The sequence below is a fragment of the Faecalicatena sp. Marseille-Q4148 genome (assembly GCA_018228665.1).
Lineage (GTDB): Bacteria > Bacillota > Clostridia > Lachnospirales > Lachnospiraceae > UBA9414.
This window is the reverse complement of sequence record CP073692.1, coordinates 2,792,872-2,806,163: the sequence shown is the minus strand read 5'-3', so window position 1 is coordinate 2,806,163 and position 13,292 is coordinate 2,792,872. Positions and strand designations below refer to the sequence as shown.

The following is a 13,292-nucleotide window of genomic DNA, read 5'->3' as shown; positions in this document are numbered from 1 at the left end:
AATATCTATCTTCTTCACATTTCGACATTATTTTAACATTTCGAATAGATTGTACATGATTTAGTACATCTTTTCAATAGGTTTTTCTACAACTTTTACACAGCTTTCGCCATAGTAATTTGACAATATGCTTAAAAGCCCATCATTTACCTTGATATTTCTATTTGCCGGAAGCCGTTTGATCGCTTTTTCTGCCCGGCAGTAGATGACAACGCTGTCTTTCCCTTCGGATTCTTTCAATAAGTCATACAGTTCTCTCTCTCGTCTCAAAAAAGTCTGTTTATCTTCAAATTGAATCCAAAGTTCACATCGCGTCTCCTCAAACGGCACGATCGACTCACAGATCAGCTTGCTCGGACGGTCATCTTCTTCCACAACCCGACCCTGCACAAATACTTTTGCATCTTCATTCAGATATTCCCGATTCTTCTCATAGTCTCTTGGAAATACCACTACTTCTACTGTACCGAGAAGATCTTCGATCGTCAGAAATGCCATCGTCTGATTCTTCTTTGTATATTTAATCGTCTTGCCGACGATCATTCCGCCAATAATTTCTTTGGCTCCATCGGATACTTTCGTTCGTCCTGTCTCTTCGTCCATCTGGAAATCGAGAGTGGTCGCTGAAATACTCTTTCGCCACTTTTCTTCATATTCTTCCAGCGGATGTCCTGTCAGATACACTCCAAGTACTTCTTTTTCAAATGCAAGCTTTGTCTCTTTTTGATATTCTCCTACCGGTGGAAGGGCAATATCGAATTCCTTCTTCTGCTCTTCACTTACAATATCAAATAACGACAACTGTCCTGTCATCGAATATTTCCGCTCCTGATTTACCTGCTCAAGAATTTGGAGATAAATCACCATATACTGTTTTCTCGTTCCTCCGAGACTGTCAAGCGCTCCTGATTTGATCAGATTTTCAATTGTTCTCTTATTGACATCCTGTCCGCTCATTCGCTCAATGAAATCTTTCAGGTTTTTAAATCTGCCTCTGGATTCCCGTTCACGGATCATTGATTCAATGACCGGACGTCCAATGCTCTTGATTGCTCTCAGACCATAACGGATATTTCCTCCATCTGCCGAGAAGCTTCCCTCTCCCTCATTAATATCCGGAGGCAGAATTTCTATTCCCATCTGCCGGCTTGCATAAATATACTCCGTAACCTTTCCCGGATTATCAATCACAGAAGTCATCAAAGCTGCCATAAATTCCACCGGATAATAATATTTCAAATAAGCTGTCTGATAGGAAACAACAGCATAGGCTGCTGCATGGGACTTATTAAATGCATATTTGGCAAAATCAATCATTTCATCATAAATCTTATTCGCAGTTTTCTCATCAATTCCATTTGCAATACAGCCCGGAACGCCTTCTTCTTGATTTCCATAGACGAAATTCTGCCGTTCCTTTTCCATGACATCGCCTTTTTTCTTAGACATTGCTCTTCGTAACAAATCGCTCCGTCCCAGCGTATAACCTGCCAGATCCCGCACAATCTGCATTACCTGCTCCTGATAAACAATACATCCGTAAGTCGGAGCCAGAATCGGTTCCAGCTGTGGGCAGTCATATGTGACAGAGGCAAAATCATTTTTCCCTTTAATATACTGCGGAATAAAGTCCATCGGTCCCGGACGATATAAGGAAATCCCCGCAATGATATCTTCCAGATTATTTGGCTTTAGCTCTTTCATAAAGTTCTTCATACCGCCGCTTTCCAACTGGAAGACGCCCTCTGTCTTTCCCTGACCGATCATTCCAAGTACATTCGGATCGTTGTAATCAATCTGATCCATATCCAGTTTCTTTCCACTGCTCTTCTCAGCAAGAAGCACTGCATTCTGGATAACGGTAAGTGTTCGCAGACCAAGAAAATCCATTTTCAAAAGCCCCAGCTGTTCAAGCGTTGTCATTGTAAACTGCGCCACAACAGAACCATCTGCGCCAAGTGACAGCGGAACATATTCATCCACTGATTTCTGACTGATTACAACACCTGCTGCATGCATAGAAGTATGTCTTGGAAGTCCTTCCAGCCTTCGCGACATATCGATCAGTTCTTTGACCTGTGGATTTTCTTCATAGGCTTTTTTCATTTCCGGATTATTCAATGCCTTATCAAGTGTAATATTTAGTTCTTTTGGCACAAGTTTGGCAATGGAATCTACAAAAGCATATGGAAGATCCATAACTCTTCCAACATCCCGAATGACTCCCCGCGCTGCCATCGTACCGAAAGTAACAATCTGTACAACCCGATCTGCACCGTATTTTTCTACAACATAGTCAATGACTTCCTGACGCCGTTCAAAACAGAAATCCACGTCAATATCCGGCATAGACACTCGCTCCGGATTCAGAAACCGCTCAAAGAGCAGCTGATACCGGATCGGATCTATCGTAGTGATTCCAAGACAGTAGGACACGATGCTTCCCGCTGCCGAACCACGTCCCGGACCTACTTTAATCCCGTGATCTTTGGCATATTTAATAAAATCCCATACAATCAGAAAATAATCCACATACCCCATTGTCCGGATTACCTCTAACTCATAGTTAAGCCGGTCCCGCAGTTCCTGATCCGGAGCTTCATAAAGCCGCTCCAACCCCTCAAAACATAGTTTATTCAGATATTCCCATGACGTATACCCTTCCGGCACATCATATTTCGGGAGCTTCGTTACGCCGAACTCAATCGTCACTTCACATCGATCTGCAATTTTCTGCGTATTCTCTAATGCCTGAAGCGCATATGGAAAGAGCGCTTTCATTTCTTCCGGAGACTTTACATAGTACTGTCCTCCTTCGTAACGCATCCGATCTTCATCTGCCAGTTTTTTCCCTGTCTGAATGCAAAGAAGGATATCATGAGCCTTCTCATCTTCCGCATAAGTGTAGTGAACATCGTTTGTCGCCACAAGAGGGATTCCTGTCTCTTCTGACAGGCGAAGCTGTCTCTGGTTTACCGTTGCCTGTTCTGAAAGGCCATGATCCTGCAGCTCCAGGAAAAAATTTCCTTTACCGAAAATCTCTTCATACTGAAGCGCCGCCTTTTTGGCTTCATGATACATGCCGCGCAGCAGATTTTTCTGTACTTCTCCTGCCAGGCAGGCGCTAAGAGCAATAATCCCCTCATGATATTCCCTCAATACCTCCAGATCCACACGCGGTTTATAATAATAACCTTCCACAAATCCTTTTGACACAATCTTCATAAGATTCTGGTAACCTGTATTATTTTCCGCCAGAAGCACAAGGTGATAATATCGGTCTTCTCCGCTTCCTCCCGCCTCTTTCTCAAAGCGTGAACCCGGCGCCACATAAACTTCGCATCCGAGGATTGGTTTAATCCCCTGGGCTTTTGCCTCCCGATAGAAATCAATCACCCCGAACATGACGCCGTGATCTGTAATTGCCGCACTGTTCATGCCAAGTTCCTTGACTCTGGAAACATATTCTTTTATTTTATTGGAACCGTCCAGCAGACTGTACTCTGTATGGACATGTAAATGTGCAAAATTCATCTCAACCTCTTATTTCGTCGTAATCTTCTGTTCTCCGATTTCTATTTTTCCTGCTTTCAGAAGACGTCCCACCGCTCTCTTAAAAGCTGCTTTGCTCATTCCAAACTCTCTCTTGATGATCTCCGGATCTGCCTTATCTGTAAATGGGAGCATACCGTTTTGCGATTTCATTTTTTCATAAATCATCTCCGCATCCGCATCCATCTGAACAAATGCCTTTTCGCGCAGACTCAGATCCAGTTTGCCGTCTTCTTTGACTGACGTAACACGAGCATGGACGATTGTTCCAACCGGTATTTCACGGAATAATTCCCGTCGCGGAATCAGGGCTGAAAATTGATTATCTACTGCAACAAATGCACCGAACTGCTGGCTTGTCTCATACACGATTCCTGTTACCATATCATCTTTCTTATATTCGGAATCTTTTCGGAGCAATTCATATACCCGCATCGTTGCACATAATCTCTGGCTTTTGTCCACATACAGTGTCACAAGACATTTATCGCCTTTTTTAACACGGCTTGTCTGCTCCTTGAATGGAAGAAAAAGATCTTTTTCCAGTCCCCATTTCAAAAATGCCCCGTATTTACCGGTTTCTGCTACCTCTAAAACCGCCAACTCTCCCAGTGTAAGCAATGGTTCATTGGTTGTCGCAATCAGGCGATCCTGAGAATCTTTATAGAGAAAGACTTCCACCGGATCTCCCGGTTCTGCTCCTTCCGGCACCTGTTTTTTCGGCAAAAGCACTTTTTCTTTCTCTGTCCCGAGATAGACACCAAATTCCACCTGTTTTACAATTGTCAATACTTGTTTTTTCCCTAATGTTAATTCCATCTTTTGTCTCCTTTTTATCCGATTATTTCTGAAACTCCACAATTGCAAACAACTTTTTCTCGCTATCGCAAAGTCTGATCAGAATTCTATCCTCTTCTTCCATAACCCATGGAACAATCACATCTCCAAGCACAGCAGAACGCCTGTATTCTACTCTCACTTGATGAAATGCCGTATCCTGTGGAAGTACGTCCAATGCGATTCGGATATAAATACAGTTGTTCATATGTTCATTTGTATCAATATCACTTCCTGCAACCGTGATTTCTTTCCGACAGCTTCCATACTCCTCCGGAAGCGGAATCTTCCGGGGAGCATACTCCATTTCCAGAGGCGCTTCTACCCCGTAAGGCGCAATGTCTTCTTCCGCCGGACGTGCCGGTCTTCCTTTACTGAGATCCATAAAAACCCATATGGAATTGGCATACGCTAATTTTTTCCCGCTCTCATCACACATTAAAAAATTTCTCGTTCCATATAGCCCTTCAAATCCACTGGCCCATGTCCCTGTCCGGATCTTCGTTCCTAAATGCGGGTACTCTTCCACAACAATCTGCCATGCATTCAGCACCCAGGCTTTCTTATGTGTCTCCAGATATTCCACACCCAATCCGATATCTTCCGACTGAAATGCACTGCAGTCCTGAAAATAATTCACAATTGCAGGCAGCGTTGCTTTTCCTTTGTGATCCGTCTCGCTCAGACGGATTCTTCCATCTATTGTATACATATTTCCTCCGCTGTCATATTATTTTCCAAAAAAGAACCATTTTATCTTAAAATCTGTATAGGCGCTTACCATCTCATATTCCTCTTCCGTCAATACATTCTGCAGCTGTATTTTCCCCTCTTTTGGCACAACTGCATTCATAGCGTCCACAAAACAAAGATTTGGATAGAGTACACACCACCAGTTTCTTCCGGAAGCATTGCCAATCAGAATTTCCAGCGCTTCGTACATTCCAGCCGGAAATGTAATATCTCCATACGTTTTATCCGGGAATTTGCACGGACCGATTTGAACTTGAACCGAATAATCATAGCCTTCTGCCCGGATTACCCGCCTTGCTTCCCGAATCAGTTCTTCCTGATGCTTTATGGCCCAATCCTTTGTTTCCTTTGCACTGTCCGAATCCGGAAGCGCCTTTTTCATGTATGTAATCACTGCGTCCTTTACTTTCAGTTTCAATGTTTGATCTTCTTCCCTGTCACTGTTGGCACGCACATGAAAGCGAAATACTTCCTGTGCCAGTTCCTCCTGCAGTCCGGCTATTTTCTCCGCTGCCCTGCACTCTCTTTTCTCAATGATTCCTGCTGTCAAAAATACTGCCATAATAACTGACACGATAAAACAGATTCTATCTTGTTTTCTCATACCGATCTTTCACTCCTTCCTCTCTGTCAGGAGTATATCCGTCTTTTGACAGCCTATTCACATGATTTATTCTTTTCGGATTAAATCTGCAACAGCCTGTACCTGATTATCAATATGGCGGTTTGTGATTTCTGTTGCCTTTTCTTTATTATGAGCTTCAATCATATGAATCAGTTCTTCATGTTCATTCAACAGTCCTTCGTGACATTCCTTTCGTTTCAGGTATTCTACCCGATAGCGATACATCTGCTCCCGCAGATTATTTAGAAGCTGGATCAGACGTTGATTATCTGTTGCAAAATAAATCACATCGTGAAATCTCACATCCGCCTCAGCTATCTGTGTAATATCATCATGATCGAGACTCTCCTTAAATTCCCTGGCGCACTTTTTCAATTCAGCAATTCCTTCTTCTGTAATCTTATCACAGGCCAGCTGCACTGCCAGTTCCTCCAGAGCTTTCCTCACTTCCAGAACGTCTCTTAAATTCTTTTCTGTAATTTCCGCAACCTCTGCTCCCTTTCGCGGAATCATCAGCACAAGCCCTTCCAGTTCCAGTTTACGAATTGCCTCGCGAATCGGTGTACGGCTCACTCCTAATTTATTCGCCAGCTGAATCTCCATCAGACGTTCCCCCGGCTTAAGTTCTCCTCTCAGAATTGCCTGGCGCAGTGTGTTAAACACCACATCTCTGAGCGGAAGATATTCGTTCATCGTCACATTAAATTTGGCATCCATTCTCTTATATGTTCCTCCTTGCTCCATGTATATTTGTCAGGTATACCTGTTTTGTCACCGTATGCTCCCGAATCATCCGCATTGCTTTTGACGCCTTTTTCCGGTCATCAAACAGCCCGAACACCGTTGGACCGCTTCCACTCATCATTGCATTCAGCGCCCCTGCTTCTTTCATCATCTTCTTTACCTGATCAATAACCGGATATGCTTCTACCGTTACCTGTTCCAGTACATTTCCCATCTTAGATGCAATTCGCTGTAAGTCTCCCTCTTTCAGCGCTTCCATCATTCCATCCACATCCGGATGCTCCACAATCTCCTTTGCATCCAACTTCTCATACACCATCTTCGTCGATACACTGATCGGCGGTTTTGCAATGAGTACATAACATTTCGGAAGCGCAGGAAGTCTTGTCAATTCTTCTCCAATTCCTTCTGCGAGAACAGTTCCTCTCATAATGCAATACGGAACATCTGCTCCCAGTTTTACACCGCGCTCCATCAGTTCTTCTATACTTAATCCCAGGCCATACATCCGGTTCATTCCAAACAACACTGCGGCAGCATTAGAGCTTCCTCCGGCCAATCCTGCTGCCACCGGAATATATTTCTGAAGTGAAATACTGATTCCACCCGGAAGCCCGAACTCATCCATTAGAAGCTTTGCTGCCTTATATGCAATATTATTTTCATCAACCGGAAGGAAATACAGATTTGTTGAAATCCGGATTCCCGGCTCTTTTGTCTTTTCCAAAAGCACATTATCATACAGGTAAATACTCTGCATAATCATTCTCACGTCATGATATCCATTTTCCCGTCGTCCAAGTACATCAAGCGCAAGGTTAATTTTCGCCAATGCTCTTAACTTCAGCTTATCCATGTTGTATATTCCCTCCTTTTCTTTCGCATATATCATGTATTAGCTGTATCTTGTATACATTATACTATTTTAAAGTATACTCGTACTTTCTTTAAAAATCAATATTTTCTCTCCTTCTTTTACTTCTTCTGTCTGCAGATGATTCACTTCCCGGATTCCCTCTGCTGTTGTACTGTAGCGTTTCGCAAGCGCCCATAATGTATCGCCTTTTTTTACTGTATAACCTACGATCCCCGGACGTTTTTCCAACTCTTTTTTATCAATTTCACTGACTTCTATGGATTCCATTGTGTCCATCTCAAATGCTCTTTTCAAAAAACTCTGAAAAGAAAGTACCGCCTTTACTTCCACCTGATTTCCGCCAAGCAGATTCACAAAAAGCTGTTCAATCCCGTGCGTAATATCGTATTTCATGTCCGGTACAGTCTCATTGCTCTCAATCAGATGAGAAAATGGGATCATCCCCTGCCATACGTCAAACGGTACCTCATCACTGGCTTTCACATACAGAAAACAAATATGAATCACACCTTCTACGCGAATACCATCGGATTCCACACGGTAATTCTCCGGCTGCAGTACACCTTTACTGTGACAGATCTGTAAAATATCATTTTGCAGTTCCGGCAGCGATAACTGCTCTGTCAGCTTACACTTAGAGTGATTCTGCATAACCATACTCTCATAGCAGCATTTTCGAAAAGAAGGCTTCAGCTCCTGCTGCAGAGAATATACGTCTTCCAGAAAAGTTACTTCCTCTTCCTCATATACTGCGATTTTTAAATCAATCGTCCCTTCAATTCCCAAAATTCTCGGCTCCCCGTCTTCATCCATGCGAAGATCTATATTTACATCCCCGAGATTTTTCATAACATGATGATACATTCCACTTTCCGCTTTACTTACTTCAATGCGCCCCTCATAAGGAACCGTCTGTTCCAGCCAGTCCAGTTTTCCTTCTGCCGACTCATAGAAAACAAAGACAAGAAGCTCTCCCTGAAGCGCCAACGCTCCCTCCTCAAGCTTTGTTTCCAGTTTTCTTTCCGTTACGTCTGACCAGAGGATTGTTCCGACATTTTCCTTTGTTCCCGGAAGACGTATTTCTTCTTTCATCCGATAAGTATCTTTTTTACTTGCCCGCAGTTCCAAAAGATTTTCTTTCCGGAACTTCTTGCAGATGCTCTCCTCACTATCCACATCAATAGCTGCTTCTTCATCCCGAAGTCCCTCCGGCGCTGCTGCCAGATCCACGACTGCTTTGATACTAAGCTTTCTGGAATGTACAATGGATGCTGAAAATTCCACTTTCATATCCGTCAGCTGATAGCGCCCTTCTTCCTGTTCTTCTATGTAGATCATTTCCTCAAACGGAAGTTTCCCTTCCAGTGAAGCCAGCCTTTTCTCTCCCTCTTCCGTCACATACAAAATGGAAAATATAAGCCTGCCGGAGATCTTCAGATAGTTTTCCATGTGCCGCAGCTCTTCTACCCGAAGCTTTCCTTCACTCAGAACAATCCGCCCTACATCATTTTTTGCATCCGGCACATTATAATCTTCATCAAGAAAAAACTGAGCTGTGACCTTCTTTCCCGCATCATTAAAATGAATCATCTTTTTTACTAATTCCATTGCTTCTTCCTCCTCTACTTGAATACAATATATTTATCGGTCTGTTCCATTTTTATGACAATATATGGATATGTTTTTCTTTCCTCTGTCTTTTCTCCTTTCTTTGGACCAAGCAGATTTGTATGGATCCAAACCGCATCTTTGCTTTCATAAACCTCATCTGCAATAATACTGTAACCGCTCATTTCCTGCTCCCCGTAGCCCTTTGCTGCATAAATCATTCCCTGATCTTCATATGTCATTTGAAAAGGCTCTTTCTTCGCAGTTTCCAGTTCTTTTAGAAATGTTTCCGGAATCTCATGTTCTTCAAGAATGACATAATCCAGATCTTTTCCGCTTGCCTCATGGAGCTTCTGGAAATGACATCCTGATAACAAAACCAAAAAGCCTGTCAGCAGCACGCCCAGTATTGCCCGTTTCATATCCCCTCCGGCTTTCATTCTTTTTTAACATCATACACAGGAAGGTTGTGAAAAATACCAAAATCGAGTATAATAAACTTCAAATCATTTCAAAAAAGGAGAGGGCACTTATGAATTTTGAAACTGCCCAGACGACATATGGTCCGTCAGACCGTCTGTCCGGGATTTTACTGCACCCTACTTCTCTTCCATCTCCATACGGTATCGGAGATCTCGGAGACGGTGCTTATGAATTTATTGATTTTCTAAATAAAGCAGGTCAGCATCTCTGGCAGGTGCTTCCACTTAACCCGACCGGATTCGGAGATTCTCCTTATCAGAGTTTCTCTGCATTTGCCGGTCAACCGCTTCTGATCAGTCCTGACGATCTTCAAAAACTGGATCTCATCAGCGCAGAAGACTTAAAAGACTTGCCGGACACAGATTCTGAAACTGTTGATTATGGGACTGTGATTCCGTGGAAGAATGAACTTCTCCAGAAAGCCTACGAAAAATTCTGTCACACAGCTGACAAGATGCTTCTGGAAGAGTACGACTCTTTCTGCCTTGAAAATGAATTCTGGCTTTCTGACTACACGCTCTATATGGCATGTAAAGCTGCCAATGACGGGCGTTCCTGGCTGGACTGGAAGGCTCCGTACCGGAATCCTTCTCCGGCAGAAAAGACAGAATTAATGCTGTCTCTGAAACATGAGATTCATTATTACAAATTTGTTCAGTTCATATTCTTCCGTCAATGGTATGCCTTAAAAGCATATGCCAATGACAAAGATATCAAGATTATCGGTGATATCCCTATCTTCGTCTCTTTGGACAGCGCAGATGTATGGAGTCATCAGGAACTCTTTCTTCTTGATGAAGAAGGCTATCCAACTGTCGTTGCAGGTGTTCCGCCGGATTATTTTTCTGCAACCGGACAGCTTTGGGGCAATCCCCTCTATGACTGGAAAGTCCACAAGAAAACCGGATACGCCTGGTGGATTGCGCGGATTCGTAACCAGCTCGATCTTGTTGATTATTTGCGGATTGATCATTTTCGTGGATTTGAAGCCTTCTGGGCAGTTCCTGCCAACGCCGAATCTGCTGCTCTTGGAACATGGAAACGCGGTCCAAAGGAAGATCTTTTTCTTGCGATCCAGAAAGCTCTTGGAGATCATCTGCCAATCATCGCAGAAGATCTTGGGATCATCACACCGGAAGTCGAAAAACTTCGGGATACGTTTGGCTTTCCGGGAATGAAAGTTTTGCAGTTTGCCTTTGAATCAGAAGAAGAAAGCGCATATCTTCCTCACCAATTCACAACAACGAACTGTGTTTGTTACACCGGCACCCACGATAACGATACTTCTATGGGCTGGTATACGAATGCTTCTCCGAAAGCTCAGGATAAAGTGCGCCGCTATATGAATACGGACGGCAATTCTGTTCATTTTGACTTCATCCGCACCTGTCTCGGAAGCATTGCGGCCTATGCTATCTTCCCAATGCAGGATGTACTCGGCGTCAACTCAGACGGACGCATGAACGTACCCGGTAAAGCAGCCGGAAACTGGAGTTGGCGCTTTTGCCGCGAAGCATTGAGTGATTCCCTCGCGGAATATTTAAAATCTCTCTCCCATTTATATGGAAGATATTAGAAAGGACCGAATACTATGATTCGCTTTATCTTCGTCTTTATTTTTTTAGTCAGCTTTTTAATCTTGTCTATTCCTGTTATGCTTGTGGAATGGCTCATAGGTAAATTCCGTCCAAATGCACGGGACTACTCCAGTCTGCGTATTGTACAGTGGGGTTTTAAATGTATTCTTAAAATCACCGGGGTAAAGATTACTGTCATCGGAGAAGAACGTGTTCCGGATGAACCGGTGCTTTTTATCGGTAACCATAGAAGCTTTTTCGATATTCTTCTCACATATTCCCGCTGTAAGCGGCTGACAGGCTATGTAGCCAAAAAAGAAATGGAGAAAATCCCGCTTCTTTCCACATGGATGCGTCTGCTCTACTGCCTCTTCCTTGACCGCGAGAATATTAAAGAAGGATTAAAGACAATTCTGCAGGGCATCGACTATGTAAAAAAGGGAATTTCTATCTGTATTTTCCCGGAAGGAACGCGGAATAAAGGAGAAGAACTCTCACTCCTTCCGTTCAAAGACGGCTCATTAAAAATTGCCGAAAAAACAGGCTGTGCCATTGTACCGATTTCTATGAATAACACAGCTGAGATCTTCGAGAATCATCTCCCGCGGATCAAAAAAACACATGTGGTTATCGAATATGGCGAACCGATCTATCCGGGTTCCCTTGATAAAGAGACTCGTAAACATCTGGGACGTTACTGCCAGAATATCATCGACGAAACCATACACAAAAATGCAGCATTGCTGTAGGAGGACAATTAATATGGATTCAAGAAATTTAACATTACTTACAGATTTATATGAATTAACGATGATGCAGGGATATTTTGAACGGGGAGACAATGAAGTAGTCGTTTTTGATATCTTTTTCCGGGCGAATCCATGCGGCTCCGGATATTCCATTGCCGCCGGACTTCAACAGGCTATCGACTATGTAAAGAACCTGAATTTTTCTTACGATGACGTAGATTATTTAAGAAGTCTTCATATGTTCAGTGAAGAATTTCTCCACTATCTAAGCGGATATCATTTTAGCGGGAGCATCTATGCCATTCCGGAAGGAACTGTTGTCTTTCCTCGGGAGCCTCTTGTAAAAGTAATCGCACCGATGATGGAAGCGCAGCTTGTAGAAACCGCTCTTTTAAATATCATCAATCACCAGTCGCTGATCGCAACAAAAGCTTCCAGGGTAGTTCATGCTGCCCAGAATGATACCATTATGGAATTCGGTCTGCGACGGGCTCAAGGACCGGATGCAGGACTCTACGGCGCCAGAGCTGCTATGATCGGAGGCTGTGCCGGAACTTCCAACGTACTGGCCGGCAAAGAATTTGATGTCCCGGTTATGGGTACCCATGCTCATAGCTGGATTATGAGTTTTCCGGATGAATACACTGCATTTAAGACATATGCAAGACTCTACCCTTCTTTCTGCTGTCTTCTCGTTGACACTTATGACACATTGAAATCCGGTGTTCCAAATGCCATCCGGGTATTCCGCGAAATGAAGGAAGAGGGAATCGAACTGGAAAAATACGGTATTCGTCTTGACAGCGGCGACCTTGCTTATCTTTCCAAAAAGGCCCGCAAGATGCTGGATGAAGCCGGTTTTCCGGATGCATTTATTTCTGCCTCTAATGATCTGGATGAATACCTGATCCATGATCTGAAGATGCAGGGCGCAGCCATTAATTCCTGGGGCGTCGGCACAAATCTGATTACCTCCAAAGACTGCCCTGCTTTCGGCGGTGTTTACAAATTGGCTGCCATTCAAAATGAAGAAGGAGAATTTCTCCCGAAGATTAAACTTTCTGAAAATTCAGAAAAAATTACCAATCCAGGAAATAAAACCATTTACCGAATCTATGAGAAAGAAACCGGAAAGATTAAAGCCGATCTGATCTGCTTTGCCGATGAGATTCTGGACCCGGAAAAGGAACTTCTTCTTTTTGATCCAATTGAAACATGGAAGAAAACACGCTTAAAAGGCGGTTCCTACACTGTTCGTGAATTGATGTGCCCGGTATTTTTAAATGGGGCTTGTGTTTATCCTGAGAAATCTGTTACCGAAATTGCTGACTACTGCCGTCAGGAGAAAGAAACTCTCTGGGATGAGACAATGCGTCTCTTTAACCCGCATCCGGTCTATGTTGACCTTTCCCAGAAACTCTATGATGTGAAGAAGTCACTGCTTGACCAAATGAGCATGGATGATTAAAATAGGATAGACTATCGTT

Annotated in this window: 11 protein-coding genes; 3 read left to right on the top strand and 8 right to left on the bottom strand. The window is 43.3% G+C overall.

Translation table 11 applies throughout. From position 1 onward, the window contains the following. Positions 1–60: 60 nt before the first annotated feature. From KFE17_13565 to KFE17_13530, 8 genes are all read right to left on the bottom strand, one after another. Positions 61–3,534 (bottom strand): DNA polymerase III subunit alpha, encoded by a 3,474-nt coding sequence (locus KFE17_13565; GenBank protein ID QUO31834.1) that lies wholly within the window; start codon positions 3,532–3,534, stop codon positions 61–63. A 9-nt stretch (positions 3,535–3,543) separates the two neighbouring features. Next, the gene (locus KFE17_13560) at positions 3,544–4,371 is read right to left on the bottom strand and encodes a S1 RNA-binding domain-containing protein (GenBank protein QUO31833.1); all 828 of its coding nucleotides are present in this window, start codon (positions 4,369–4,371) and stop codon (positions 3,544–3,546) included. 22 nt (positions 4,372–4,393) lie between these two features. After that, positions 4,394–5,101, bottom strand: a complete 708-nt coding sequence (locus KFE17_13555) for an acyl-[acyl-carrier-protein] thioesterase (protein QUO31832.1) — start codon at positions 5,099–5,101, stop codon at positions 4,394–4,396. 18 nt (positions 5,102–5,119) lie between these two features. Continuing rightward, on the bottom strand, positions 5,120–5,746 hold the full coding sequence (spoIIR, locus tag KFE17_13550; protein ID QUO31831.1) for a stage II sporulation protein R: 627 nt from the start codon (positions 5,744–5,746) through the stop codon (positions 5,120–5,122). Positions 5,747–5,812: 66 nt separating this feature from the next. Continuing rightward, positions 5,813–6,484, bottom strand: a complete 672-nt coding sequence (locus tag KFE17_13545) for a GntR family transcriptional regulator (protein ID QUO31830.1) — start codon at positions 6,482–6,484, stop codon at positions 5,813–5,815. Positions 6,485–6,488: 4 nt separating this feature from the next. Continuing rightward, on the bottom strand, positions 6,489–7,367 hold the full coding sequence (locus KFE17_13540) for a 4-(cytidine 5'-diphospho)-2-C-methyl-D-erythritol kinase (GenBank protein QUO31829.1): 879 nt from the start codon (positions 7,365–7,367) through the stop codon (positions 6,489–6,491). A gap of 69 nt (positions 7,368–7,436) precedes the next feature. Beyond that, complete coding sequence (locus KFE17_13535) at positions 7,437–8,996, bottom strand: DUF3794 domain-containing protein (protein ID QUO31828.1); 1,560 nt, start codon at positions 8,994–8,996, stop codon at positions 7,437–7,439. Between the two features lie 14 nt (positions 8,997–9,010). Continuing rightward, positions 9,011–9,418: a protease complex subunit PrcB family protein gene (locus KFE17_13530; protein QUO31827.1), complete on the bottom strand. Its 408-nt coding sequence runs from the start codon at positions 9,416–9,418 to the stop codon at positions 9,011–9,013. A gap of 110 nt (positions 9,419–9,528) precedes the next feature. On the opposite strand from KFE17_13530, the gene malQ reads away from it, so the two are divergent. Genes malQ through KFE17_13515 form a run of 3 tightly spaced genes read left to right on the top strand, consistent with a single transcriptional unit; the run spans position 9,529 to position 13,273 of the window. Beyond that, positions 9,529–11,055, top strand: a complete 1,527-nt coding sequence (gene malQ, locus KFE17_13525; GenBank protein QUO31826.1) for a 4-alpha-glucanotransferase — start codon at positions 9,529–9,531, stop codon at positions 11,053–11,055. Between the two features lie 15 nt (positions 11,056–11,070). Further along, a complete protein-coding gene (locus KFE17_13520; protein ID QUO31825.1) occupies positions 11,071–11,805 on the top strand; it encodes a 1-acyl-sn-glycerol-3-phosphate acyltransferase in 735 nt (244 codons plus the stop codon). A gap of 13 nt (positions 11,806–11,818) precedes the next feature. Further along, positions 11,819–13,273, top strand: coding sequence for a nicotinate phosphoribosyltransferase (locus KFE17_13515; protein ID QUO31824.1), 1,455 nt, complete (start codon positions 11,819–11,821; stop codon positions 13,271–13,273). Positions 13,274–13,292: the final 19 nt, after the last annotated feature.

What these genes read in the sequence shown, in the direction of transcription:
- KFE17_13530 (QUO31827.1), bottom strand. Translation starts at nt 9,418, where the DNA reads ATGAAACGGGCAATACTGGGCGTGCTGCTGACAGGCTTTTTGGTTTTG.
- KFE17_13535 (QUO31828.1), bottom strand. Translation starts at nt 8,996, where the DNA reads ATGGAATTAGTAAAAAAGATGATTCATTTTAATGATGCGGGAAAGAAG.
- KFE17_13520 (QUO31825.1), top strand. Translation starts at nt 11,071, where the DNA reads ATGATTCGCTTTATCTTCGTCTTTATTTTTTTAGTCAGCTTTTTAATC.
- KFE17_13515 (QUO31824.1), top strand. Translation starts at nt 11,819, where the DNA reads ATGGATTCAAGAAATTTAACATTACTTACAGATTTATATGAATTAACG.
- KFE17_13540 (QUO31829.1), bottom strand. Translation starts at nt 7,367, where the DNA reads ATGGATAAGCTGAAGTTAAGAGCATTGGCGAAAATTAACCTTGCGCTT.
- malQ (QUO31826.1), top strand. Translation starts at nt 9,529, where the DNA reads ATGAATTTTGAAACTGCCCAGACGACATATGGTCCGTCAGACCGTCTG.
- KFE17_13555 (QUO31832.1), bottom strand. Translation starts at nt 5,101, where the DNA reads ATGTATACAATAGATGGAAGAATCCGTCTGAGCGAGACGGATCACAAA.
- KFE17_13560 (QUO31833.1), bottom strand. Translation starts at nt 4,371, where the DNA reads ATGGAATTAACATTAGGGAAAAAACAAGTATTGACAATTGTAAAACAG.
- spoIIR (QUO31831.1), bottom strand. Translation starts at nt 5,746, where the DNA reads ATGAGAAAACAAGATAGAATCTGTTTTATCGTGTCAGTTATTATGGCA.
- KFE17_13565 (QUO31834.1), bottom strand. Translation starts at nt 3,534, where the DNA reads ATGAATTTTGCACATTTACATGTCCATACAGAGTACAGTCTGCTGGAC.
- KFE17_13545 (QUO31830.1), bottom strand. Translation starts at nt 6,484, where the DNA reads ATGGATGCCAAATTTAATGTGACGATGAACGAATATCTTCCGCTCAGA.